The organism is Bacillus sp. SRB3LM (assembly GCF_015712745.1).
Lineage (GTDB): Bacteria > Bacillota > Bacilli > Bacillales > Bacillaceae_G > Bacillus_A > Bacillus_A thuringiensis_K.
In genome coordinates, this window is the sequence record NZ_VWVQ01000006.1 from 28,482 (window position 1) to 52,500 (window position 24,019).

Below are 24,019 nucleotides of genomic sequence, written 5' to 3' on the forward strand. Positions count from 1 at the left end.
GCATAAATTTTGTATAAAAACAATTAATCTTAGTTGACATTGTATGAGTCAAAATGTTACTATAATCAAGGTTGCTCCTGAACGATGCTTTGGAGGATATTTATATGTCTTATCAAAAAGTATCAACTGCTGAAAATGTAGTCGTTGGTCATAAACGCACATTGGAGGCAATCAAAAATGGTACAGTTAAAGAAGTTGTCATCGCAGAGGATGCTGACATGCGGTTAACCCATGCTATCATTCGTGTTGCAATGCAATATAACGTGCCCATAACAAAAGTTGAATCAGTTCGTAAGCTTGGTAAAGCTTCGGGGATTCAAGTGGGAGCTTCAGCAATAGGAATAATAAGTTAAAACTGTTTTTGTGAGGAGAGAGCATTTGCTCTTCCTTGCAAAAACTTTGTTTTCAACTAATAATGAACCACCTGGATATGTGGTCATACAAACATGCGAAGGGAGGATAATCAAATGCCTACTATTAACCAATTAGTGAGAAATGGTCGTACTGATAAAGTATGGAAATCTAAATCACCTGCGTTAAACAAAGGTTTTAACTCTTTAAAGAAAAAATCAACTGATATCTCTGCACCTCAAAAACGTGGTGTATGTACTCGTGTTGGTACAATGACTCCAAAGAAACCTAACTCAGCGTTACGTAAATACGCTCGTGTACGTTTAACAAACGGTATCGAGGTTACAGCTTACATCCCAGGTATCGGTCATAACCTACAAGAGCATAGCGTAGTATTAATTCGCGGTGGTCGTGTAAAGGATTTACCGGGGGTACGTTACCACATCGTTCGTGGTGCGCTTGACACAGCTGGTGTTGACAAACGTATGCAAGGACGTTCTAAATATGGTACTAAGAGACCAAAACCTGCTAAAAAATAATAACTTTAAAATGAAAGGAGGAACTCAATATGCCTCGTAAAGGACCTGTTGCGAAACGTGACGTGTTACCAGATCCAATGTACAATTCGAAGCTAGTAACACGCCTTATCAACAAAATGATGGTTGACGGTAAAAAAGGTAAATCTCAAACAATTCTTTATAATGCGTTCGATATCGTAAACGAACGTACTGGTAAAGAGCCAATGGAAGTATTCGAGCAAGCTCTTAAGAACATCATGCCTGTTCTTGAAGTACGTGCTCGTCGTGTTGGTGGTGCTAACTACCAAGTTCCAGTTGAGGTTCGTCCAGAACGCCGTACAACTTTAGGTCTTCGTTGGTTAGTAAACTACGCTCGTCTTCGTGGTGAAAAAACTATGGAAGAGCGTCTTGCTAACGAAATCTTAGATGCAGCTAACAACGCTGGTGCATCTGTTAAGAAACGTGAAGACACTCATAAAATGGCAGAAGCTAACAAAGCATTTGCTCATTACCGTTGGTAGGATTCAACGTAAAATAAATGTAAGCATAAACCGCTTTATTTGTCGCTTATGGAAGTGTGGAGAGGGAGAATGCCTCTCCCTTTCATCGGGCGCTCGTTTTACATAATGAGAGTACTGGACATACTGACATGTGTAACAATATAAAGTGGCTTTTTTGCTACTTAAAATAAAAAAATCCAATCCATATATGGAAGGAGCAAGACACCAAATGGCAAGAGAGTTCTCTTTAGAAAACACTCGTAATATTGGTATCATGGCTCACATCGATGCTGGTAAAACAACAGCAACTGAGCGTATTCTGTACTACACAGGACGTATTCATAAAATCGGTGAAACTCACGAAGGTGCATCTCAGATGGACTGGATGGAGCAAGAGCAAGAGCGTGGTATCACAATTACTTCTGCTGCAACTACAGCACAATGGAAAGGTCATCGTGTAAACATCATTGATACTCCAGGACACGTAGATTTCACAGTAGAAGTAGAACGTTCTTTACGCGTACTTGATGGTGCTGTAGCAGTACTTGATGCGCAATCTGGTGTAGAACCACAAACAGAAACTGTTTGGCGTCAGGCTACTACTTACGGCGTACCTCGTATCGTATTCGTTAACAAAATGGATAAGATCGGTGCAGATTTCTTATACTCTGTAGGAACAATCCACGATCGTTTACAAGCAAACGCACATCCAATTCAGTTACCAATCGGTGCTGAAGATGAGTTCAATGGTATCATTGACCTTGTTGAAGAGTGTGCTTACATGTACGGTAACGATTTAGGAACAGACATTCAACGTGTTGAAATTCCTGAAGAGCACAAAGAATTAGCTGAAGAATACCGTGGAAAACTTATTGAAGCGGTAGCTGAGCTTGATGAAGAAATGATGATGAAGTACCTAGAAGGTGAAGAAATCACTGTAGAAGAGCTTAAAGCTGGTATTCGTAAGGCTACAACTTCTGTAGAATTCTTCCCAGTAATCTGTGGTTCTGCATTCAAAAACAAAGGTGTTCAAATTCTGTTAGACGCAGTTATCGACTACCTTCCATCTCCACTAGATGTACCTGCTATTAAAGGTACTCTACCGGATACAGATGAAGAAGTAGAACGTAAGTCTAGCGATGAAGAACCATTCGCAGCTTTAGCATTCAAAATCATGACTGACCCTTATGTTGGTAAGTTAACGTTCTTCCGTGTGTACTCTGGTGTGTTAAACTCTGGATCATACGTGAAAAACTCAACTAAAGGTAAGCGTGAGCGTGTAGGTCGTATCCTACAAATGCACGCTAACAGCCGTGAAGAGATTTCAACAGTTTACGCTGGTGATATCGCTGCTGCTGTAGGTTTAAAAGATACTACTACTGGTGATACTCTTTGTGACGAGAAGAGCCTTGTTATCCTTGAGTCTATGGAATTCCCAGAGCCAGTTATCTCTGTAGCTATCGAACCAAAATCTAAAGCTGACCAAGATAAAATGGGTACAGCATTATCTAAGCTTTCTGAAGAAGATCCAACATTCCGTGCTCACACTGACCAAGAAACTGGCCAAACTATCATCGCTGGTATGGGTGAACTTCACCTTGATATCATCGTTGACCGTATGCGTCGTGAATTCAAAGTGGAAGCAAACGTTGGTGCTCCTCAGGTAGCATACCGTGAGACTTTCCGCGCTGCTGCGAAAGTTGAAGGTAAGTTCGCTCGTCAATCTGGTGGTCGTGGACAATTCGGTCACGTTTGGATTGAGTTTGAACCTAACGAAGAAGGTAAAGGATTCGAATTCGAAAACAAGATCGTCGGTGGTGTAGTTCCTCGTGAATACATCCCAGCTGTTGGAGCAGGTCTTGAAGATGCACTTAAAAATGGTGTACTAGCTGGTTATCCACTAGTTGACATTAAAGCTGCATTAGTTGACGGATCTTACCATGATGTCGATTCATCTGAGATGGCGTTCAAAATCGCTGCATCTATGGCACTTAAAGCTGCGGTTTCTAAATGTAGCCCAGTAATTCTTGAGCCAATGATGAAAGTTGAAGTTGTAATTCCTGAAGAGTACATGGGTGACATTATGGGTGACGTAACATCTCGTCGTGGACGTGTAGAAGGTATGGAAGCTCGCGGTAACGCACAAGTTGTTCGCGCTATGGTTCCACTTTCTGAAATGTTCGGTTATGCAACGTCATTACGTTCTAACACTCAAGGACGCGGAACATTCTCTATGGTGTTTGACCACTATGAAGAAGTACCAAAGTCTGTTTCTGAAGAAATTATCAAAAAAAATAAAGGTGAATAATTGATTTTTATCGATTGTTCAAGTATAACTACTTATGTAAGCTTAGAAAGTGGGACGTAAGTTTCACTTTCTAGTCTAAATATAAAATAACCTATATAAACTAAGGAGGAATTTAGAATGGCTAAAGCTAAATTCGAACGTTCTAAACCCCATGTTAACATCGGTACAATCGGCCACGTTGACCATGGTAAAACTACATTAACTGCTGCGATCACTACAGTTCTTGCAAAAGCTGGTGGTGCTGAAGCACGCGGATACGATCAAATCGATGCTGCTCCAGAAGAAAGAGAGCGCGGTATCACAATCTCAACTGCACACGTTGAGTACGAAACTGAAACTCGTCACTATGCACACGTTGACTGCCCAGGTCACGCTGACTATGTTAAAAACATGATCACTGGTGCTGCTCAAATGGACGGCGGTATCTTAGTAGTATCTGCTGCTGATGGCCCAATGCCTCAAACACGTGAGCACATCCTTCTTTCTCGTCAAGTAGGTGTTCCTTACATCGTTGTATTCTTAAACAAATGCGACATGGTAGATGACGAAGAATTATTAGAATTAGTAGAAATGGAAGTTCGCGACCTATTATCTGAATACGGATTCCCAGGCGACGACATTCCTGTAATCAAAGGTTCTGCTCTTAAAGCTCTTCAAGGAGAAGCTGATTGGGAAGCAAAAATCATTGAATTAATGGCTGAAGTTGATGCTTACATCCCAACTCCAGAACGTGAAACTGACAAACCATTCTTAATGCCTGTAGAGGACGTATTCTCTATCACAGGTCGTGGTACAGTTGCTACTGGTCGTGTTGAGCGCGGTATCGTTAAAGTTGGTGACGTAGTAGAAATCATCGGTCTTGCTGAAGAAAATGCTTCTACAACTGTAACTGGTGTAGAGATGTTCCGTAAACTTCTTGACCAAGCTCAAGCTGGAGACAACATCGGTGCTTTACTTCGTGGGGTTGCTCGTGAAGACATCCAACGTGGACAAGTACTTGCAAAAAGCGGTTCTGTAAAAGCTCACGCTAAATTCAAAGCTGAAGTTTTCGTATTATCTAAAGAAGAAGGTGGACGTCACACTCCATTCTTCGCTAACTACCGTCCTCAGTTCTACTTCCGTACAACTGACGTAACTGGTATCATCCAATTACCAGAAGGTACTGAAATGGTAATGCCTGGTGACAACATCGAAATGACTATCGAACTTATCGCTCCAATCGCTATCGAAGAGGGAACTAAATTCTCTATTCGTGAAGGTGGACGTACAGTAGGTTACGGTGTAGTTGCTACTATCGTTGAGTAATCTTAACTGATATAAAAAAACCTAAGGGATTTTCCCTTAGGTTTTTTGTTTGCGTTTATATAAGGGAGAAGAGAGTGTTTTTTTGTTTTGACGAGTTTCTTCTATAGTATATAAAAACAACAAAAGATAATCCAGAAACTGTAAAATGAATTCTGTTAGATGAAAACTTGAAATTCTTTAAAGTGCCATGTATAATAGCAAAAGTAGAGAAAAGCGGATGCAAACAAAAAGATGCTTGCATCTAGACGAATAACATTGTATAATAGACAATGTTGGTCTTTGACTGCGATGAAGTGGAAGGTTGCTGACACACCCGGCCGCTTTGCCATGGCATGGTGTGGGGAAATTTCCATGGAGAAGGTCTATTTTAGAAATAGGCGAACGAAGGAGGGAAAATAATGGCAAAAGAAAAAATTCGTATCCGTTTAAAAGCTTACGATCACCGTATTCTTGATCAGTCAGCTGAGAAAATTGTAGAAACAGCTAAGCGTTCTGGGGCAACAGTTTCTGGTCCGATCCCATTACCAACTGAAAAAACTGTTTACACAATTCTTCGTGCTGTTCATAAGTACAAAGATTCTCGTGAGCAATTCGAAATGCGCACGCACAAACGTCTAATCGACATCGTGAGTCCTACTCCACAAACAGTAGATTCATTAATGCGTTTAGACTTACCATCTGGTGTAGATATCGAAATCAAACTATAATTTATATAACTTAAAAATGTAGGAGGTGTAACTCATGACCAAAGGAATCTTAGGAAGAAAGATCGGTATGACTCAAGTATTTGCTGAGAACGGTGAGTTAATCCCAGTAACAGTTATCGCTGCTAATCCAAACGTTGTTCTTCAAAAGAAAACAACTGAAACTGATGGCTACAATGCAATCCAGTTAGGATTTGAAGATAAACGTGAAAAGTTAACTAACAAACCTGAACAAGGCCACACTGCTAAAGCATCTACAACTCCTAAGCGCTTCATTCGCGAAATCCGCGATGCAGACGTGGACGGATTAGAGGTTGGTCAAGAGGTAAAAGTTGACGTATTCGCTACAGGTGAAATCGTTGATGTAACAGGAATTTCTAAAGGTAAAGGTTTCCAAGGTGTTATCAAACGCCACGGACAATCTCGCGGACCTATGTCTCATGGTTCTCGCTATCACCGTCGTCCAGGTTCAATGGGCCCAGTTGCTCCGAACCGTGTATTCAAAGGCAAAAAACTTGCTGGACGTATGGGTGGAGACCAAGTTACTATCCAAAACTTAGAAATCGTTCAAGTTGACACTGAGCGCAACTTATTACTAGTAAAAGGTAACGTTCCAGGTGCTAAGAAATCTCTTGTAGTTGTTCAAGGCGCTGTGAAGGTTAGCAAATAATTCACAATAGGAAGGAGGAATTCCAATGCCAAAAGTTACTGTATATAACCAAACTGGTTCACAGGTTGGTGAAATCGAATTAGCTGAAGCTATTTTCGGTATCGAACCAAATGAAGCTGTACTTTTCGAAGCTGTAATGATGCAACGTGCATCATTACGTCAAGGTACACACAAAGTAAAAACTCGCTCTGAAGTTCGCGGTGGTGGTCGTAAACCATGGCGTCAAAAAGGAACTGGACGTGCTCGTCAAGGGTCTATCCGCTCTCCTCAATGGCGTGGTGGTGGTACGGTATTCGGACCTACACCAAGAAGCTATGCGTACAAACTTCCTAAGAAAGTTCGTCGTTTAGCAATCAAATCTGCATTAGCTACTAAAGTAGTTGAGAACAACATTGTAGTTCTTGAAGACCTAGTGTTAAATGCACCAAAAACAAAAGATATGCTAGCAGTACTTAAAGGATTAACTGTTGAGAAGAAAGCTCTTATCGTAACTGCTGATGCAAACGAATCTGTAGAGTTATCTGCTCGCAATATCCCTGGAGTAACAGTAATCACTGCTGATGGCGTAAACGTTTTAGACGTGCTTCATCATGATAAGCTAATCATGACAAAAGCGGCAGTGGAAAAAGTAGAGGAGGTGCTTGCATAATGAGAGATCCTCGTGATATCATTAAGCGCCCAGTTATCACTGAACGTTCTATGGAAATGATGGCTGAAAAAAAATACACGTTCGATGTGGACGTTAAATCTAATAAAACAGAAGTTAAAGATGCTCTTGAAGCGATCTTTGGTGTTAAAGTAGAAAAAGTGAACATCATGAACTACAAGCCGAAAGCAAAACGCGTTGGTCGTCACGCTGGTTTTACTAGCCGTCGTCGTAAAGCAATCGTTAAGCTAACTGCTGACAGCAAAGAAATCGAAATCTTCCAAGGCGTTTAATTCTTACTAAAGAAGGAGGGAAATTGAGATGGGAATCAAAAAGTATAATCCAACTACTAACGGTCGTCGTAATATGACTACGAATGATTTCGCTGAAATCACGACTGATAGACCCGAAAAGTCATTACTTGCTCCTTTAAGCAAGAAGGCTGGTCGTAATAACCAAGGTAAAATCACTGTACGTCATCAAGGTGGCGGACATAAGCGTCAATACCGTATCATCGACTTTAAGCGTAACAAAGATGGAATTCCAGGACGCGTTGCTACGATCGAATACGATCCAAACCGCTCTGCGAATATCGCATTAATTAACTACGTTGACGGTGAAAAACGTTACATTCTTGCTCCTAAATCTTTAGAAGTAGGTATGGAAGTTATGTCTGGCCCAGAAGCTGACATTAAAATCGGTAACGCATTACCATTAATCAACATTCCAGTAGGTACTGTTGTTCATAACATCGAGCTTAAGCCTGGTCGTGGCGGACAATTAGTTCGTTCTGCTGGTACATCTGCTCAAGTACTTGGTAAAGAAGGTAAATACGTACTTGTACGTTTAACTTCTGGTGAAGTACGTCTTGTATTATCTGCTTGTCGCGCTTCAATCGGTCAAGTAGGTAACGAACAACACGAACTTATCAAAATCGGTAAAGCAGGTCGCTCTCGCTGGTTAGGTAAACGCCCAACAGTTCGTGGTTCTGTAATGAACCCGGTTGATCACCCACACGGTGGTGGTGAAGGACGTTCTCCAATCGGACGTAAGTCTCCAATGTCTCCATGGGGTAAACCAACTCTTGGATTCAAGACTCGTAAGAAAAACAAAGCGTCTGACAAATTCATCGTTCGTCGTCGTAAAAAATAATGGGATTGTAGTACGGTTCATTTCTAGAACCGTACGCCAATCACGAAGGGAGGCACCAAAATGGCTCGTAGCTTAAAAAAAGGACCATTTGTCGATGATCACTTAATGAGCAAAATGGAAAAATTAGTTGCATCTGAGCAAAAACAAGTTGTTAAAACTTGGTCTCGCCGTTCAACAATCTTCCCTCAGTTCATCGGACACACAATCGCTGTATATGATGGTCGTAAACACGTACCTGTGTACATCACTGAGGATATGGTTGGCCATAAGTTAGGTGAATTCGCACCAACTCGTACGTACAAAGGTCACCTTGCTGACGATAAGAAAACTAGAAGATAATGAGAGGAGGCACTTCAATGCAAGCTAAAGCAGTAGCGAGAACAGTTCGTATTGCTCCTCGTAAAGTTCGTTTAGTAGTAGACTTAATCCGAGGTAAGCAAGTGGGTGAAGCGATTGCTATCCTTAACCACACACCAAAAACTGCTTCTCCAGTTGTAGAAAAAGTTTTAAAATCTGCAATCGCAAATGCAGAGCACAATTATGAGATGGACATTAACAACCTAGTTGTTGAAAAAGTTTTCGTTGACGAAGGTCCAACGTTAAAACGTTTCCGTCCACGTGCAATGGGTCGTGCAAGCCAAATTAACAAACGCACAAGCCACATCACAGTTGTGGTATCAGAAAAGAAGGAGGGATAATCGATGGGTCAAAAGGTTAATCCAATTGGTCTTCGTGTCGGCGTTATCCGTGACTGGGAATCTCGTTGGTTCGCTGAGAAAGATTACGCTACATTATTACATGAAGACATCAAAATCCGTGAGTACATTAATGTACGCTTAAAAGATTCTGCTGTTGCTAAAGTAGAAATCGAACGTGCAGCAAATCGTGTAAATGTTACAATTCACACTGCAAAACCTGGTATGGTAATTGGTAAAGGTGGTACTGAAGTTGAAGCACTTCGTAAAGCTCTTAACCAATTAACAGGCAAGCGTGTACACATCAACATTTTAGAAGTTAAGAGAGCTGATCTTAACGCTAAATTAGTAGGCGAAAACATCGCTCGTCAATTAGAAAACCGTGTATCATTCCGTCGTGCACAAAAGCAAGTTATTCAACGTGCTATGCGTGCAGGTGCTAAAGGTATTAAAACACAGGTTTCTGGTCGTCTTGGCGGAGCTGATATCGCTCGTGCAGAATCTTACAGTGAAGGAACTGTTCCACTTCATACACTTCGCGCTGATATTGACTATGCAGCAGTTGAAGCTGATACAACATACGGTAAATTAGGCGTAAAAGTATGGATCTACCGTGGAGAAGTCCTTCCTACAAAAAAGAAAGCTTCTGAGGAAGGAGGAAAATAATATGTTAATGCCAAAACGCGTAAAATATCGTAGAGAGCATCGTGGTAAAATGCGTGGTCGTGCTAAAGGTGGAACTGAAATTGCTTTCGGTGAATTCGGTTTACAAGCACAAGCTGCTTCATGGATTACAAACCGTCAAATCGAAGCTGCTCGTCGTGCAATGACTCGTTACATGAAACGTGGCGGTAAAGTATGGATTAAAATTTTCCCTTCTAAACCTTACACTGCAAAACCTCTAGAAGTACGTATGGGTTCCGGTAAAGGGGCACCAGAAGGCTGGGTAGCAGTAGTAAAACCTGGGAAAATTATGTTCGAAATCGCGGGTGTATCTGAAGAGGTAGCACGCGAAGCATTACGTCTTGCAGCTCACAAGTTACCTGTGAAATGTAAATTCGTAAAACGTGAAGAAAATGGTGGTGAATCTAATGAAAACTAATGATATTCGTGAATTAACCACTGCCGAAATCGAAACAAAAGTTAAAGCTTTAAAGGAAGAGTTGTTTAATCTTCGCTTCCAACTTGCTACAGGACAATTAGAGAATCCAACTCGCATTCGTGAAGTGCGTAAAGCAATTGCTCGTATGAAAACTGTAGTTCGTGAAAGAGAGATCGGAATTAATCGATAAATTGAGGGGAGGTTTGCATAGTGAGCGAACGTAACCAACGCAAAGTTTATACTGGTCGTGTAGTGTCTGACAAAATGGACAAAACGATTACAGTTTTAGTTGAAACTTACAAAACTCATTCCTTGTACGGAAAACGTGTTAAGTATTCTAAGAAGTACAAAGCCCATGATGAGCAAAACCAAGCGAAACTTGGCGATATCGTTAAAATCATGGAAACTCGCCCGCTTTCTGCTACTAAGCGTTTCCGTTTAGTTGAAATCGTTGAAGAAGCGGTTATTATCTAAATAGACGAATCGGAATTTTTAGTCCGAAGGGAGGTTTCATAACATGATCCAACAAGAATCTCGTTTGAAAGTTGCTGACAACTCTGGTGCACGTGAACTTTTAACAATTAAAGTATTAGGCGGCTCTGGTCGTAAATATGCTAACATTGGTGACATTATCGTTGCTACGGTAAAACAAGCAACACCAGGTGGCGTTGTTAAAAAAGGTGACGTTGTTAAAGCAGTAGTGGTACGTACGAAGAGCGGAGCTCGTCGTCCGGACGGTTCTTACATCAAATTTGATGAAAACGCAGCGGTTATCATTAAAGACGATAAGAGCCCACGTGGTACTCGTATCTTCGGACCAGTAGCTCGTGAATTACGTGATAGCAACTTCATGAAGATCGTTTCTTTAGCTCCAGAAGTTCTATAATTTAAGGTATTGCCTTGCTAAGGAGGTGCAGAATTAAGATGCATGTAAAAAAAGGTGATAAAGTACAGGTAATCACTGGTAAAGACAAAGGAAAACAAGGCGTTATCCTTGTGGCTTTCCCAAAGCAAAACCGTGTTATCGTTGAGGGTGTCAATATCGTTAAGAAGCACTCTAAGCCATCTCAATTAAATCCACAAGGTGGAATTATTACTAAAGAAGCACCTATTCACGTTTCTAACGTTATGATTTTAGATCCGAAAACAGGTGAACCTACTCGTGTAGGCTTCAAAGTAGAAGATGGTAAAAAAGTTCGTATTGCAAAAAAATCTGGTGAATTATTAGATAAATAATTTTCTTAAGAAAGGAGGTCACTTCATTGAATCGCCTTAAAGAGAAGTTCCAAAAGGAAATTACTCCTGCTCTAGTGAGCAAGTTTAACTATAAATCTGTAATGCAGGTACCAAAAATCGAAAAGATCGTAATCAACACTGGTGTTGGTGACGCGGTATCTAACTCAAAAGCGTTAGACAACGCAGTAGAAGAATTAACACAAATCACAGGTCAAAAACCTGTTGTAACTCGTGCTAAAAAATCAATCGCTGGTTTCCGTCTTCGTGAAGGTATGCCAATCGGTGCGAAAGTAACTTTACGCGGCGAGCAAATGTATGAGTTCTTCGACAAATTAGTATCAGTTTCTTTACCACGTGTACGTGATTTCCGTGGTGTTTCTAAGAAATCATTCGATGGTCGTGGAAACTATACATTAGGTGTTAAAGAGCAACTTATTTTCCCTGAGATTGATTATGATAAAGTAAGCAAAGTCCGCGGTATGGACATCGTAATCGTTACTACAGCGAAAACTGATGAAGAAGCTCGTGAACTTTTAACACAATTCGGTATGCCATTCCAAAAATAATGGAAGCCAACGCTAAGTAGAGGAGGCGAAAACGTGGCTAAAAAATCTATGATAGCGAAACAAAAGCGTACTCCTAAGTTTAAAGTACAAGAGTATACACGTTGCGAACGCTGCGGTCGTCCGCATTCTGTATACCGCAAATTTAAACTTTGCCGTATTTGTTTCCGTGAACTTGCATATAAAGGTCAAATTCCTGGTGTTAAAAAAGCTAGTTGGTAAAACCCACAAATGGGAAGGAGGTAAAACACATGGTGATGACAGATCCAATTGCAGACATGCTTACTCGCATCCGTAATGCGAACATGGTACGTCATGAGAAATTAGAGGTTCCTGCTTCTAAAATCAAAAAAGAGATCGCTGAACTTTTAAAACGTGAAGGTTTCATTCGTGATGTAGAATACATCGAGGATAACAAACAAGGTATCCTTCGTATTTTCCTGAAATATGGTGCAAACAATGAACGTGTAATCACTGGATTAAAACGTATCAGTAAACCTGGCTTACGCGTTTACGCTAAAGCTGACGAAGTACCACGTGTACTTAACGGATTAGGTATCGCTCTTGTTTCTACATCTAAGGGAGTAATGACAGACAAAGACGCTCGTCAATTACAAACTGGTGGAGAAGTAGTAGCATACGTTTGGTAATATATATTTAAAACGAACGGAGGTGTGACCACATGTCTCGTATTGGTAAAAAGATTCTTGAAATCCCTGCAGGTGTTACTATTACAGTTGCAGAAGACAATACTGTAACAGTAAAAGGCCCTAAAGGTGAATTAACTCGTACTTTCAATGCTGATATGCTTATCAAAATTGAAGAGAATACATTAACAGTTGAGCGTCCATCTGAACAGAAGGAACACCGTGCATTACACGGTACAACTCGTGCTTTAATCGGAAACATGGTTGAAGGTGTAACTGAAGGTTTCGCACGCGGACTTGAATTAGTCGGTGTTGGTTACCGTGCTCAAAAACAAGGTGATAAACTTGTATTAAGCGTAGGTTATTCTCATCCAGTAGAAATGACTCCGGAAGCAGGTCTTGAAGTTGAAGTACCTGCACCAACTAAGATCGTAATTAAAGGTATCGACAAGCAACGTGTTGGCGAATTCGCTGCTAACATCCGTGCTGTACGTGCTCCTGAGCCTTACAAAGGTAAAGGTATTCGTTACGAAGGCGAAGTTGTTCGTCGTAAAGAAGGTAAAACTGCTAAGTAAACCCGTTAGGTGAGAGAAAGGAGTGACAAGAATGATCACTAAAGCTGATAAAAATGCGACTCGTAAGAAAAGACATGCACGTGTACGTGCTAAACTTACTGGTACTGCAGAGCGTCCACGTTTAAACGTGTTCCGTTCTAACCAACATATTTACGCTCAAGTTATTGATGATGTGAATGGTGTAACGTTAGTAAGTGCATCTACTCTTGATAAAGACCTTGCTCTTAACGGTACTAGCAATATTGAAGCTGCTACGAAAGTTGGAGAATCAGTTGCTAAGCGTGCTGTAGAGAAAGGCGTTAAAGAAGTAGTATTTGATCGCGGTGGTTACTTATACCATGGCCGTGTTAAAGCTCTAGCTGAAGCTGCTCGTGAGGCTGGATTACAATTTTAATGGTCAAAGGAGGGAAAATTGATGCATCGCATTGACCCAAGTAAATTAGAACTTGAAGAACGTGTAGTTACGATAAATCGTGTCGCGAAAGTTGTTAAGGGTGGTCGTCGTTTCCGCTTTGCTGCACTAGTTGTAGTTGGCGATAAAAACGGTCATGTTGGATTCGGTACTGGTAAAGCACAAGAGGTACCAGACGCAATCCGTAAAGCTATCGAAGACGCTAAGAAAAACTTAATCGCTGTACCATTAGTTGGTACAACAATTCCACACACAATCAACGGTCATTTTGGCGCTGGTGAAGTATTCTTAAAACCTGCTGCTGAGGGTACTGGTGTTATTGCTGGTGGACCTGTTCGTGCGGTCCTTGAATTAGCTGGTGTACAAGATATTCTTTCGAAATCTCTTGGTTCTAACACACCAATCAACATGATTCGCGCTACTGTGAACGGATTAAGCGAACTTAAGCGCGCTGAAGATGTTGCAAAATTACGCGGTAAATCTGTAGAAGAGCTACTAGGTTAAGGAGGGAAAACAAATGGCGAAAAAGTTAGAAATTACCCTCACTCGTAGTGTAATTGGTCGTCCACAAGATCAACGTGCGACGGTAGAAGCTTTAGGTCTTAAAAAGTTGAATTCAACTGTAGTTAAGGAAGAAACTCCTGCTATTCTTGGTATGATCAACAAAGTTTCTCACCTTGTAACTGTAAAAGAAGCTTAAGGATAACTCATTAATATAAGGAGGTGCCTGGGAATGAAACTTCATGAATTAAAACCTGCAGAAGGTTCTCGTAAAGTACGTAACCGTGTCGGTCGTGGTATCGGTTCTGGTAACGGTAAAACTGCTGGTAAAGGTCATAAAGGACAAAACGCACGTTCTGGCGGCGGTGTTCGTCTTGGCTTCGAAGGTGGTCAAACTCCATTATTCCGTCGTTTACCAAAACGCGGCTTCACAAACATTAACCGTAAAGAGTTTGCTATTGTAAACTTATCAACGTTAAATCGTTTTGAAGATGGTACAGAAGTAACACCTGAATTATTGCTGGAAACTGGCGTTATCAGCAAGTTAAACGACGGTGTTAAAGTTCTTGCAAGCGGAGCAGTAGAGAAAAAACTAACTGTTAAAGCGCACAAGTTCTCTTCAAGTGCTAAAGAAGCAATTGAAGCAGCTGGCGGATCAGTTGAGGTGATCTAATGTTTCGTACAATCTCCAACTTTATGCGCGTTGCTGAGATAAGACGTAAAATATTATTCACTTTAGCGATGTTAATCGTATTCAGGATTGGCACGTTTATCCCCGTGCCATTTACAAATGGAGACGTACTGAAGGCACAAGATCAATTAAATGCTTTAGGCATTCTAAATACATTTGGCGGTGGAGCCTTGAAAAACTTCTCCATCTTTGCGATGGGAATCATGCCGTATATTACAGCATCCATCATCGTGCAATTATTGCAGATGGATGTTGTTCCTAAATTTTCGGAATGGTCGAAGCAAGGTGAAATGGGCCGTCGTAAATTAACGCAATTCACGCGTTACTTTACAATTGTTCTTGCGTTTATTCAGGGGTTTGGTATGTCAATCGGTTTTAACGGTATGGTAGGTGGACAATTAATTTTGAATCCAGGTTGGAGCACTTATTTATACATTGCTACGGTACTGACTGCTGGTACTGCATTTTTAATGTGGTTAGGTGAACAGATTACAGCTAAAGGTGTAGGTAATGGTATTTCCATCCTTATCTTTGGCGGTATTGCCGCGGCGATCCCAAGTGTTATATCTCAAGTGTATCAGCAACAGTTTCAAAATATCGGAGATCAATTGTTCATGAGTATCGTTAAAGTTGCATTGATTTTACTAGCTGTGCTAGCAGTTATTGTGGGTGTTATTTTCATTCAACAGGCTGTTAGAAAGATCCCAATTCAATATGCGAAGCGTGTAACAGGAGGAAATGGTGGTTATGCTGGAGCACAAAACACACATTTACCGCTTAAGGTAAATAGTGCTGGTGTTATTCCAGTAATTTTTGCTGTTTCATTCTTAATTACGCCTCCGACTATTGCACAGTTCTTCCCGAAACATGATGTATCGCAGTGGATTATTGCAAACTTTAACTATTCTCACCCAGTGGGAATGATCATATATGTTGCGCTCATTGTAGCCTTCACATATTTCTATGCATTTGTTCAGGTTAATCCAGAGCAAATGTCAGAGAATCTAAACAAGCAAGGTGGATATGTTCCAGGTATTCGTCCGGGTAAGAATACGGAACAATATCTAACAAAAATCTTGTATCGTTTGACCTTTGTAGGATCAATTTTCCTAGCAGCGATTGCAATCTTACCAGTTATCTTTACGAAATTGGGAAATCTTCCTCCATCTGCACAGATCGGTGGAACGAGTATGTTAATCGTTGTCGGCGTTGCTTTAGAAACAATGAAGCAGCTAGAAAGCCAACTGGTAAAACGCCATTACAAAGGGTTTATCAAGCAGTGAGTAAGTGGGAAGAATTGTCTTCCCTACATGCTCATGTACTCTGAGGGGGAACAAGGATGAACTTAATTTTAATGGGGCTTCCTGGTGCTGGTAAAGGTACACAAGCCGAACAGATTGTTGCCAAGTATAACATCCCTCACATTTCAACAGGAGACATGTTCCGTGCAGCTATGAAGGCTGAAACTGAAATGGGTCTACAAGCAAAATCTTTTATTGATAAAGGTGCACTTGTTCCAGATGAAGTTACAATCGGAATCGTTCGTGAACGTTTAAGTCAAGACGACTGCGTAAGAGGTTTCTTACTAGACGGTTTCCCACGAACTGTTGCACAAGCATCAGCTCTTGAAGAAATTATGAAAGATCTTGGCAAAAAAATCGACTATGTTTTAAACATTAATGTGGATTCAGGGTTGTTATTAAAACGCCTTACAGGCCGTCGCATTTGTAAAGAGTGCGGTGCGACTTACCACTTAGAATTCAATCCACCAGCAAAAGCTGATGTGTGCGATAAATGTGGTGGCGAATTATATCAACGCTCTGATGACAATGAAGAAACTGTAGCAAATCGTTTAGATGTAAATATTAAGCAAACAAAACCTTTGCTTGATTTCTACGAAGAGCTTGGTTACTTACAAAGCATTAATGGTGAGCAAGATATCAATAAAGTATTTGCTGATATCGATGTTCTCATCGGAGGCTTAGCGTAATGATAATCTGCAAAACTCCTCGCGAGATAGAAATCATGCGAGAAGCTGGCAGGATCGTTGCTTTGACTCATCAAGAGTTGAAACAACACATTACTCCAGGAATTACAACGAAAGAGCTCGATCAAATAGCGGAAAAGACGATTCAAAAATATGGTGCTACGCCATCTTTTAAAGGATACAACGGATTTCCGGGGAGCATATGTGCTTCTGTAAATGAAGAGCTTGTACACGGAATTCCAGGGAAGCGCAAGCTCAAAGAGGGCGATATCATCAGTATCGATATTGGTGCGAAATACAATGGGTACCATGGAGATTCTGCATGGACGTATCCAGTTGGAAACATTTCTGAATCTGTTCAAAAGCTACTTGATGTCACAGAAAAATCGTTGTATCTTGGTCTAGAACAAGTAAAACCAGGCGAGAGATTATCAAATATCTCACATGCGGTTCAAACCCATGCTGAAGAGAATGGATTCTCGATCGTTAGGGAGTATGTTGGTCACGGAATCGGGCAAGACTTACATGAGGACCCTCAAATCCCGCACTATGGTCCACCAAATAGAGGCCCTAGATTAAAGCCGGGAATGGTCATCTGTGTTGAGCCGATGGTGAATCAAGGAAGACGATATGTAAAAACACTATCTGATGACTGGACAGTGGTAACGGTAGATGGTAAATGGTGTGCCCATTTTGAGCACACGATTGCTCTTACAGAAGCAGGATACGAAATCCTTACCACTTTATAAGTAGCTGGCTCTCCGGGATTTCAGAGCAGTGTAAAATGTTACTGATTTGAAGAAGGGAGAACTATTGAATGGCTAAAGATGATGTAATTGAAGTCGAAGGTACCGTTCTTGAAACGTTGCCAAATGCTATGTTCAAAGTAGAATTAGAGAATGGGCATGTCGTATTGGCTCACGTTTCTGGTAAAATCCGTATGAACTTCATTCGTATTTTACCAGGAGACAAAGTTACGGTAGAATTATCTCCGTACGATTTAAATCGTGGTCGTATTACGTACCGTTTTAAATAATATAGCACTCCGTAATCTTTAAGGAGGTTCGAGACATGAAAGTAAGACCGTCAGTTAAACCAATCTGCGAAAAATGTAAAGTTATTCGTAGACGTGGAAAAGTAATGGTTATTTGTGAAAACCCTAAACATAAACAAAAACAAGGTTAATCAGAAGGAGGTGCATTCGTAATGGCACGTATCGCAGGTGTAGATATTCCTCGAGACAAACGCGTTGTTATTTCTTTAACTTACGTATTCGGCATTGGTCGCACAACTGCTGAAAAAATTCTTGCTGAAGCAGGTATTTCTGAAGAAACACGAGTTCGTGATTTAACGGAAGACGAATTAGGACGTATCCGTGATATCATCGATCGTATTAAAGTTGAGGGAGACCTTCGTCGTGAAGTATCTCTTAACATTAAACGTCTAATGGAGATCGGTTCTTACCGTGGTCTTCGTCACCGTCGTGGCTTACCAGTTCGTGGTCAAAATTCTAAAAACAATGCTCGTACACGTAAAGGTCCACGTCGTACAGTAGCAAATAAAAAGAAATAATAAGTAAAGGAGGTTGAACTAACAATGGCACGTAAAACAAACACTCGTAAAAAACGTGTGAAAAAGAATATTGAAGCTGGTATAGCTCATATTCGTTCTACTTTCAACAACACAATCGTAACTCTTACAGATACTCACGGTAACGCACTTTCTTGGTCTAGTGCTGGTGCACTTGGTTTCCGTGGATCTCGTAAATCTACTCCATTCGCTGCGCAAATGGCTGCTGAAACTGCTGCTAAAGCTGCAATGGAACACGGTTTAAAAACTTTAGAGGTTACTGTTAAAGGTCCTGGTGCTGGTCGTGAAGCTGCAATTCGTGCTCTTCAAGCTGCAGGTCTAGAAGTAACAGCAATTAGAGATGTTACTCCAGTTCCTCATAATGGATGTCGTCCACCAAAACGTCGTCGTGTGTAATTTTTCTGTATAGAATTTTCCCTTTTGTCTATAATGGATATGATGCATTATCGAGAAATTTCGTACAGAAACATCGCTTGTTGTGCACAATCGGGAACTGCCTAAGGGGGACTTTCGGTTAGACAGGGGTTGTACCTTTGTTTAACCGGGGTTTCGACGTTTTGAAGGAGGGTTTAGTTAATGATTGAAATCGAAAAGCCGAAAATCGAAACGGTTGAACTTAACGAAGATGCTAAATATGGTAAATTCGTAATTGAACCGCTTGAGCGTGGATATGGTACTACGTTGGGTAACTCCTTACGTCGTATTCTTTTATCTTCACTCCCTGGTGCCGCTGTTACTGCTATCCAAATCGATGGCGTATTACATGAATTTTCAACAGTTGAGGGCGTAGTAGAAGACGTTACAACGATCATCTTAAACTTGAAAAAGTTAGCTCTTAAAATCTACTCTGAAGAAGAGAAGACGTTGGAAATTGATGTGCAGGGCGAAGGTATTGTCACAGCTGCTGATATTACTCACGATAGTGATGTAGAAATCTTAAATCCAGATTTACACATTGCAACGTTAGCAAAAGATGCGCATTTCCGCGTGCGTTTAACTGCAAAGCGTGGCCGTGGGTATACGCCAGCTGATGCAAATAAAAGCGAAGATCAACCAATAGGAGTAATTCCTATTGATTCTATTTATACTCCAGTATCACGTGTGACTTACCAAGTGGAAAAGACACGTGTCGGACAAGTGGCTAATTATGATAAGCTTACGCTTGATGTATGGACGGATGGAAGCATCGGGCCAAAAGAAGCTATCTCTTTAGGTGCCAAAATCTTAACTGAGCATTTAAATATCTTTGTTGGTTTAACTGATGAAGCACAAAATGCTGAGATTATGGTTGAGAAGGAAGAAGATCAAAAAGAGAAAGTTCTTGAGATGACTATCGAGGAACTAGATCTTTCTGTTCGTTCTTATAATTGCCTTAAACGTGCAGGAATTAATACTGTACAAGAGCTTGCGAACAAAACAGAAGAAGATATGATGAAAGTTCGTAACTTAGGACGTAAATCCTTAGAAGAAGTTAAACATAAACTTGAAGAATTAGGTTTAGGTTTACGTAAAGACGACTGAGGATTTAAACCCATCAACAAAGGAGGGAACTACGAATGGCATACAGAAAATTAGGCCGTACAAGTGCGCAACGTAAAGCTATGTTACGTGACTTAGCTACTGATTTAATTATCAACGAGCGCATCCAAACGACAGAAACTCGTGCAAAAGAACTTCGTTCTGTAGTGGAAAAAATGATCACTTTAGGTAAACGCGGAGATCTTCATGCTCGTCGTCAAGCAGCAGCTTTCATTCGCAATGAAGTAGCTAACGCTGAGACTGGTCAAGATGCACTTCAAAAATTATTCGCTGATGTAGCTCCACGCTATGCTGAGCGCCAAGGCGGATACACTCGTATTGCAAAAATTGGTCCACGTCGCGGAGACGCAGCACCAATGGTAATTATCGAGTTAGTATAATGATAATTAAAAGGGCAGGACAGTTCTTTTCAAGAAACTGGTCATGGCCCTTTTTTTTAAATATAAAAATAGGCTAACTTGGCGAAGGAAAGGGTGCCTTGTATTGAAAAAAGAGAAACTTCGGACAGAAAATATATCCTTTCAATATCCTGGGGCAGCCACTTATGCATTAAAAGATGTTTCATTTTCCTTATATGAGGGAGAATGGGTATCTGTTATTGGACAAAACGGTTCAGGGAAGTCTACACTTGCAAAATTATTGAATGGTTTGTTTTTGCCAGAAGCAGGAACTATTACAGTAAATGATACAATGGTTTTATCAGAGGAAACGGTATGGGATGTTCGAAAACAAATTGGGATGGTATTTCAAAACCCAGATAATCAATTTGTTGGAACGACAGTGCAAGACGACGTTGTTTTTGGCTTAGAGAATATCGGAATGCCAAGAGAACAGATGGTAGAAAGATTAGATCAGGCTCTCAAACTTGTCCGTATGGAAGATTTTCTTAATGATGAGCCTCATTCGTTATCTGGTGGGCAAAAACAGCGAGTGGCAATAGCAGGCGTTTTAGCACTTCAGCCATCTATTTTAATATTAGATGAAGCAACGTCAATGCTAGACCCCCAAGGGAGACGTGAAGTAGTAGAAACGGTTAGACAACTTGTTAATCAAAAAGGTATTACCGTGTTATCAATTACGCACGATTTAGAAGAAGCGGCACAATCAGACCGTGTCATTATTTTAAATAAGGGAGAGATATTAGAGGAAGGGACTCCAGAACAAATTTTCAAATCCTCTCATATGCTCCAAGAAATTGGATTAGATGTACCATTTTCAGTGAAAATAGCAGAATTATTAAAAAGAAATGAAATTCTCTTGCAAAATACGCATCTTACAATGGAAAGCTTGGTGAACGAACTTTGGAGATTACATTCCAAAAAGTAGAACATCGTTATCAATATAAAACTCCATTTGAAAGACGCGCACTTTATGATGTAGACGTGTCGTTTCCAAGTGGGGGTTATTATGCCATTATCGGTCATACTGGTTCAGGTAAGTCGACGATGATTCAACATTTAAATGGTTTATTGCAGCCGACAAATGGTACAGTTCAAATTGGTGAACATTTGATTTCGGCAGGAAAGAAAGAAAAAAAGCTAAAGCCACTACGTAAAAAAGTAGGGGTTGTCTTTCAATTCCCAGAACATCAGTTGTTTGAAGAGACTGTGGAGAAAGATATTTGTTTCGGCCCTACTAATTTTGGAGTATCTGTAGACGAAGCAAGGCAAAAGGCTAGAAAGGCAATTGAACTTGTAGGGCTAGAACCGGAACTGTTAACACGTTCTCCGTTCGAATTAAGTGGTGGACAAATGAGACGTGTTGCTATAGCGGGTGTACTGGCGATGGAACCTGAAGTGCTTGTATTAGATGAACCTACAGCAGGACTAGATCCAAAAGGGCAGAACGAACTTATGGAGATGTTTTATAAGCTGCACAAGGAGAAGGGTCTTACAGTTATCCTTGTAACGCATAATATGGAGGATGCTGCTCAGTATGCGGAGCAGATTGTAGTTATGCATAAAGGAACGGTCTTTTTGCAAGGAAGTGCAGAGGAAGTATTTTCACATGCTGATGAACTAGAGAAAATTGGTGTGGATCTTCCTATGTCATTAAAGTATAAACGTGCAATTGAAGAGAAGTTTGGTATTTCAATTCCAAAGGCTACCTTATCTTTAGAGGATCTTACTCATGAAGTTGTGCAGGTGTTACGAAAAGGTGGTCATGAATCATGCAGCAGTTGATTATTGGGAGATATATCCCGGGGAATTCACTTATTCATCAACTTGATCCACGTACGAAGCTGCTGATTGTCTTTTTATATGTATTTGTTGTTTTCTTAGCAAATAATGCGATTTCATATGGATTTTTATTTTTATATGCACTCATTGCTTTATTTTTTGCAAAAGTGCCGATTCGTTATGTACTTTCGGGCTTAAAACCAATTTTATGGATTTTTCTTTTTACATTTTTCCTGCATATTTTTACAAATAAAGAGGGGGATGTACTATTCCAGCTTGGTTGGTTTTCGATATATGAAAAAGGATTAGAGCAAGGGATATACATTTCTGTACGATTCTTCGTTATTATTTTAATGACGACATTATTAACGTTAACGACGACACCTATTGAAATTACAGATGGTTTGGAGACGTTATTAAAGCCGTTGAAGCGTATAAAGGTTCCTGTTCATGAAATCGCATTAATGATGTCAATTTCTCTTCGTTTTATCCCGACATTAATGGATGAAACGAGTAAAATAATGAAAGCACAAGCGTCACGTGGTATTGATTTTGCCGGGGGACCGATAAAAGATAGAATGAAAGCTATTATTTCACTGCTCGTTCCTCTGTTTATCAGTGCTTTTAAGCGTGCAGAGGACTTAGCCATTGCGATGGAAGCTCGTGGATATCAAAGTGGTGAAGGACGTACTAAATTTAGGCAACTACGCTGGAAAACAAGCGATACAGTAACGATTGTCAGTTTATTTTGTTTAGCTTGTATTTTGGCATGGGTGCGATCGTAATGGAGAATAGAGAAATGGATAGAATAAAATGTACGGTTGCATATGATGGCATGCATTTTTGTGGTTATCAAATTCAGCCGAACCATCGTACTGTTCAACAGGAGATAGAAAAAGCATTGCAGAAATTGCATAAGGGAGAACTTGTTCGTGTTCAGGCATCTGGTAGAACAGATTCTACAGTTCATGCAAAAGGACAAGTAATACACTTTGATACCCCTTTGTCTCTTGAAGAGTGGCAATGGAGTAATGCTTTAAACACAATGTTGCCAGATGATATTGTTATAAGGCAAGTAGAGAAAAAAACAGAAGAATTTCATGCACGTTACGGTGTTGAGAAAAAAGAATATCGTTATCGTGTATTATTATCAAAGACTGCGGATGTATTCCGTAGAAATTACGTATATCAATATCCATACCCGCTCGAAATCAACTCTATAAGAAAAGCAATTCCTTATTTTATTGGAACGCATGATTTCACTTCTTTTTGTTCGGCAAAAACTGACAAAAAAGATAAAGTGCGAACAATTTATGAAATCGAGTTAATTGAACAAGATGATGAAATAATTTTTCGTTTTGTAGGTAATGGATTTTTATATAATATGGTCAGAATTATTGTTGGTACGTTACTTAGCATAGGACAAGGAAAGCTTGATCCTGATAGCATTCCAGAGATTTTAGCGAAACAAAATCGTCAGTTTGCTGGAAAGATGGCTCCAGGTCATGGGCTTTACTTATGGGAGGTAAACTATAACAACTAATCCTGGTGTAACATTTGCTTGACATTAGAAACTCAAAAGTATATCATAACATATGGTATTGTTTCTAAAACCACGATTAGCCCCGGAAGGAAATCGTGTTTAAGATAAACAATAGATTTTTTCTATGGAAAAGATAACGAGGAGGGAAACACATGCGTACGACTTTTATGGCAAAAGCTAACGAAGTTGAGCGTAAATGGTATGTGGTTGATGCTGAAGGTCAAACTTTAGGTCGCCTTGCTAGTGAAGTAGCATCCATTTTACGTGGTAAAAACAAACCTACATTTACACCACACGTTGACACGGGTGATCATGTAATTATTATTAACGCTGAGAAAATTCATTTAACAGGTAATAAATTAAACGATAAAATTTACTACCGTCACACTAACCACCCAGGTGGACTTAAGCAAAGAACAGCTCTTGAAATGCGTACAAACTACCCTGTACAAATGTTAGAGCTTGCAATTAAAGGCATGCTTCCAAAAGGACGCTTAGGCCGTCAAGTTTCTAAGAAACTTAACGTGTATGCTGGAGCAGAGCATCCACACCAAGCACAAAAACCAGAAGTTTACGAACTTCGCGGATAATTAATTAAAGGAGG

General features: G+C 40.3%; 40 protein-coding genes. All 40 read left to right on the forward strand.

Annotated elements, in window-relative coordinates:
- Positions 1-104: 104 nt before the first annotated feature.
- The 40 genes from F3I02_RS04430 to rplM all read left to right on the forward strand — a co-directional run bounded on the left by F3I02_RS04430 (position 105) and on the right by rplM (position 24,005).
- Positions 105-353, forward strand: a complete 249-nt coding sequence (locus tag F3I02_RS04430) for a 50S ribosomal protein L7ae-like protein (RefSeq protein ID WP_000121837.1) — start codon at positions 105-107, stop codon at positions 351-353.
- 114 nt (positions 354-467) lie between these two features.
- A complete protein-coding gene (gene rpsL / locus F3I02_RS04435; RefSeq protein ID WP_001142341.1) occupies positions 468-890 on the forward strand; it encodes a 30S ribosomal protein S12 in 423 nt (140 codons plus the stop codon).
- Between the two features lie 29 nt (positions 891-919).
- A complete protein-coding gene (rpsG, locus tag F3I02_RS04440) occupies positions 920-1,390 on the forward strand; it encodes a 30S ribosomal protein S7 (protein ID WP_001137491.1) in 471 nt (156 codons plus the stop codon).
- 208 nt (positions 1,391-1,598) lie between these two features.
- Positions 1,599-3,677, forward strand: a complete 2,079-nt coding sequence (gene fusA / locus F3I02_RS04445) for an elongation factor G (RefSeq protein ID WP_000090370.1) — start codon at positions 1,599-1,601, stop codon at positions 3,675-3,677.
- A gap of 117 nt (positions 3,678-3,794) precedes the next feature.
- A complete protein-coding gene (tuf, locus tag F3I02_RS04450; RefSeq protein ID WP_001029614.1) occupies positions 3,795-4,982 on the forward strand; it encodes an elongation factor Tu in 1,188 nt (395 codons plus the stop codon).
- Between the two features lie 398 nt (positions 4,983-5,380).
- Positions 5,381-5,689, forward strand: coding sequence for a 30S ribosomal protein S10 (gene rpsJ / locus F3I02_RS04455; protein WP_001040596.1), 309 nt, complete (start codon positions 5,381-5,383; stop codon positions 5,687-5,689).
- Positions 5,690-5,723: 34 nt separating this feature from the next.
- Positions 5,724-6,356 carry a 50S ribosomal protein L3 gene (rplC, locus tag F3I02_RS04460; protein WP_000160207.1) on the forward strand — a complete coding sequence of 211 codons (633 nt, stop codon included), beginning with the start codon at positions 5,724-5,726 and terminating at the stop codon, positions 6,354-6,356.
- Positions 6,357-6,381: 25 nt separating this feature from the next.
- On the forward strand, positions 6,382-7,005 hold the full coding sequence (gene rplD / locus F3I02_RS04465; RefSeq protein WP_001127258.1) for a 50S ribosomal protein L4: 624 nt from the start codon (positions 6,382-6,384) through the stop codon (positions 7,003-7,005).
- The gene (rplW, locus tag F3I02_RS04470) at positions 7,005-7,295 is read left to right on the forward strand and encodes a 50S ribosomal protein L23 (RefSeq protein WP_001205558.1); all 291 of its coding nucleotides are present in this window, start codon (positions 7,005-7,007) and stop codon (positions 7,293-7,295) included. The genes rplD and rplW overlap by 1 nt, the downstream gene beginning before the upstream one ends.
- A gap of 28 nt (positions 7,296-7,323) precedes the next feature.
- Positions 7,324-8,154, forward strand: a complete 831-nt coding sequence (rplB, locus tag F3I02_RS04475) for a 50S ribosomal protein L2 (protein WP_000511583.1) — start codon at positions 7,324-7,326, stop codon at positions 8,152-8,154.
- 60 nt (positions 8,155-8,214) lie between these two features.
- Positions 8,215-8,493 carry a 30S ribosomal protein S19 gene (gene rpsS, locus F3I02_RS04480; RefSeq protein WP_000124454.1) on the forward strand — a complete coding sequence of 93 codons (279 nt, stop codon included), beginning with the start codon at positions 8,215-8,217 and terminating at the stop codon, positions 8,491-8,493.
- Between the two features lie 17 nt (positions 8,494-8,510).
- Complete coding sequence (gene rplV, locus F3I02_RS04485; RefSeq protein ID WP_001148024.1) at positions 8,511-8,852, forward strand: 50S ribosomal protein L22; 342 nt, start codon at positions 8,511-8,513, stop codon at positions 8,850-8,852.
- A gap of 3 nt (positions 8,853-8,855) precedes the next feature.
- Positions 8,856-9,515, forward strand: coding sequence for a 30S ribosomal protein S3 (gene rpsC, locus F3I02_RS04490; protein ID WP_000529956.1), 660 nt, complete (start codon positions 8,856-8,858; stop codon positions 9,513-9,515).
- 1 nt (position 9,516) lies between these two features.
- A complete protein-coding gene (rplP, locus tag F3I02_RS04495) occupies positions 9,517-9,951 on the forward strand; it encodes a 50S ribosomal protein L16 (RefSeq protein WP_000928969.1) in 435 nt (144 codons plus the stop codon).
- Positions 9,941-10,141: a 50S ribosomal protein L29 gene (rpmC, locus tag F3I02_RS04500; RefSeq protein WP_000855718.1), complete on the forward strand. Its 201-nt coding sequence runs from the start codon at positions 9,941-9,943 to the stop codon at positions 10,139-10,141. Before rplP ends, rpmC begins: the two co-directional genes overlap by 11 nt.
- A gap of 20 nt (positions 10,142-10,161) precedes the next feature.
- Complete coding sequence (rpsQ, locus tag F3I02_RS04505; RefSeq protein ID WP_000004106.1) at positions 10,162-10,425, forward strand: 30S ribosomal protein S17; 264 nt, start codon at positions 10,162-10,164, stop codon at positions 10,423-10,425.
- Positions 10,426-10,468: 43 nt separating this feature from the next.
- Entirely contained in the window at positions 10,469-10,837 is a 369-nt protein-coding gene (rplN, locus tag F3I02_RS04510) for a 50S ribosomal protein L14 (protein WP_000615912.1), read from the forward strand.
- 38 nt (positions 10,838-10,875) lie between these two features.
- Positions 10,876-11,187, forward strand: a complete 312-nt coding sequence (rplX, locus tag F3I02_RS04515) for a 50S ribosomal protein L24 (RefSeq protein ID WP_000558200.1) — start codon at positions 10,876-10,878, stop codon at positions 11,185-11,187.
- Between the two features lie 26 nt (positions 11,188-11,213).
- Complete coding sequence (gene rplE / locus F3I02_RS04520) at positions 11,214-11,753, forward strand: 50S ribosomal protein L5 (RefSeq protein WP_001080831.1); 540 nt, start codon at positions 11,214-11,216, stop codon at positions 11,751-11,753.
- A 33-nt stretch (positions 11,754-11,786) separates the two neighbouring features.
- On the forward strand, positions 11,787-11,972 hold the full coding sequence (gene rpsN / locus F3I02_RS04525) for a 30S ribosomal protein S14 (RefSeq protein ID WP_001085700.1): 186 nt from the start codon (positions 11,787-11,789) through the stop codon (positions 11,970-11,972).
- A gap of 29 nt (positions 11,973-12,001) precedes the next feature.
- Positions 12,002-12,400, forward strand: a complete 399-nt coding sequence (gene rpsH / locus F3I02_RS04530) for a 30S ribosomal protein S8 (protein WP_000245511.1) — start codon at positions 12,002-12,004, stop codon at positions 12,398-12,400.
- Between the two features lie 32 nt (positions 12,401-12,432).
- The gene (gene rplF, locus F3I02_RS04535) at positions 12,433-12,972 is read left to right on the forward strand and encodes a 50S ribosomal protein L6 (RefSeq protein WP_000086558.1); all 540 of its coding nucleotides are present in this window, start codon (positions 12,433-12,435) and stop codon (positions 12,970-12,972) included.
- A 31-nt stretch (positions 12,973-13,003) separates the two neighbouring features.
- Positions 13,004-13,366, forward strand: coding sequence for a 50S ribosomal protein L18 (gene rplR, locus F3I02_RS04540; protein ID WP_000628816.1), 363 nt, complete (start codon positions 13,004-13,006; stop codon positions 13,364-13,366).
- 21 nt (positions 13,367-13,387) lie between these two features.
- On the forward strand, positions 13,388-13,888 hold the full coding sequence (gene rpsE / locus F3I02_RS04545) for a 30S ribosomal protein S5 (RefSeq protein ID WP_000554646.1): 501 nt from the start codon (positions 13,388-13,390) through the stop codon (positions 13,886-13,888).
- A 13-nt stretch (positions 13,889-13,901) separates the two neighbouring features.
- Complete coding sequence (gene rpmD / locus F3I02_RS04550; protein WP_001085234.1) at positions 13,902-14,084, forward strand: 50S ribosomal protein L30; 183 nt, start codon at positions 13,902-13,904, stop codon at positions 14,082-14,084.
- A 33-nt stretch (positions 14,085-14,117) separates the two neighbouring features.
- Positions 14,118-14,558, forward strand: coding sequence for a 50S ribosomal protein L15 (gene rplO, locus F3I02_RS04555; RefSeq protein WP_000766081.1), 441 nt, complete (start codon positions 14,118-14,120; stop codon positions 14,556-14,558).
- Complete coding sequence (secY, locus tag F3I02_RS04560) at positions 14,558-15,859, forward strand: preprotein translocase subunit SecY (RefSeq protein ID WP_000490117.1); 1,302 nt, start codon at positions 14,558-14,560, stop codon at positions 15,857-15,859. The genes rplO and secY overlap by 1 nt, the downstream gene beginning before the upstream one ends.
- 56 nt (positions 15,860-15,915) lie before the next feature.
- Complete coding sequence (locus F3I02_RS04565; RefSeq protein WP_001048989.1) at positions 15,916-16,566, forward strand: adenylate kinase; 651 nt, start codon at positions 15,916-15,918, stop codon at positions 16,564-16,566.
- Positions 16,566-17,312: a type I methionyl aminopeptidase gene (gene map, locus F3I02_RS04570; RefSeq protein ID WP_000582539.1), complete on the forward strand. Its 747-nt coding sequence runs from the start codon at positions 16,566-16,568 to the stop codon at positions 17,310-17,312. The genes F3I02_RS04565 and map overlap by 1 nt, the downstream gene beginning before the upstream one ends.
- Before the next feature lie 68 nt (positions 17,313-17,380).
- A complete protein-coding gene (gene infA, locus F3I02_RS04575) occupies positions 17,381-17,599 on the forward strand; it encodes a translation initiation factor IF-1 (RefSeq protein WP_001029884.1) in 219 nt (72 codons plus the stop codon).
- Positions 17,600-17,634: 35 nt separating this feature from the next.
- Entirely contained in the window at positions 17,635-17,748 is a 114-nt protein-coding gene (gene rpmJ / locus F3I02_RS04580; protein ID WP_000868344.1) for a 50S ribosomal protein L36, read from the forward strand.
- 21 nt (positions 17,749-17,769) lie between these two features.
- A complete protein-coding gene (gene rpsM, locus F3I02_RS04585; protein ID WP_000090788.1) occupies positions 17,770-18,135 on the forward strand; it encodes a 30S ribosomal protein S13 in 366 nt (121 codons plus the stop codon).
- A 24-nt stretch (positions 18,136-18,159) separates the two neighbouring features.
- Positions 18,160-18,549, forward strand: coding sequence for a 30S ribosomal protein S11 (rpsK, locus tag F3I02_RS04590; protein ID WP_000101798.1), 390 nt, complete (start codon positions 18,160-18,162; stop codon positions 18,547-18,549).
- A gap of 180 nt (positions 18,550-18,729) precedes the next feature.
- On the forward strand, positions 18,730-19,674 hold the full coding sequence (locus tag F3I02_RS04595; RefSeq protein ID WP_000569643.1) for a DNA-directed RNA polymerase subunit alpha: 945 nt from the start codon (positions 18,730-18,732) through the stop codon (positions 19,672-19,674).
- 35 nt (positions 19,675-19,709) lie between these two features.
- Complete coding sequence (gene rplQ / locus F3I02_RS04600) at positions 19,710-20,072, forward strand: 50S ribosomal protein L17 (protein ID WP_000331490.1); 363 nt, start codon at positions 19,710-19,712, stop codon at positions 20,070-20,072.
- A gap of 103 nt (positions 20,073-20,175) precedes the next feature.
- Positions 20,176-21,018 (forward strand): energy-coupling factor ABC transporter ATP-binding protein, encoded by an 843-nt coding sequence (locus tag F3I02_RS04605; protein WP_000711782.1) that lies wholly within the window; start codon positions 20,176-20,178, stop codon positions 21,016-21,018.
- Positions 20,994-21,875 (forward strand): energy-coupling factor ABC transporter ATP-binding protein, encoded by an 882-nt coding sequence (locus F3I02_RS04610; RefSeq protein WP_000406535.1) that lies wholly within the window; start codon positions 20,994-20,996, stop codon positions 21,873-21,875. The genes F3I02_RS04605 and F3I02_RS04610 overlap by 25 nt, the downstream gene beginning before the upstream one ends.
- Entirely contained in the window at positions 21,863-22,657 is a 795-nt protein-coding gene (locus F3I02_RS04615) for an energy-coupling factor transporter transmembrane component T family protein (RefSeq protein WP_001186526.1), read from the forward strand. The genes F3I02_RS04610 and F3I02_RS04615 overlap by 13 nt, the downstream gene beginning before the upstream one ends.
- Positions 22,658-22,671: 14 nt before the next feature.
- Positions 22,672-23,415 (forward strand): tRNA pseudouridine(38-40) synthase TruA, encoded by a 744-nt coding sequence (gene truA, locus F3I02_RS04620; protein ID WP_002163816.1) that lies wholly within the window; start codon positions 22,672-22,674, stop codon positions 23,413-23,415.
- Positions 23,416-23,567: 152 nt separating this feature from the next.
- The gene (gene rplM, locus F3I02_RS04625; protein WP_001260793.1) at positions 23,568-24,005 is read left to right on the forward strand and encodes a 50S ribosomal protein L13; all 438 of its coding nucleotides are present in this window, start codon (positions 23,568-23,570) and stop codon (positions 24,003-24,005) included.
- Positions 24,006-24,019: the final 14 nt, after the last annotated feature.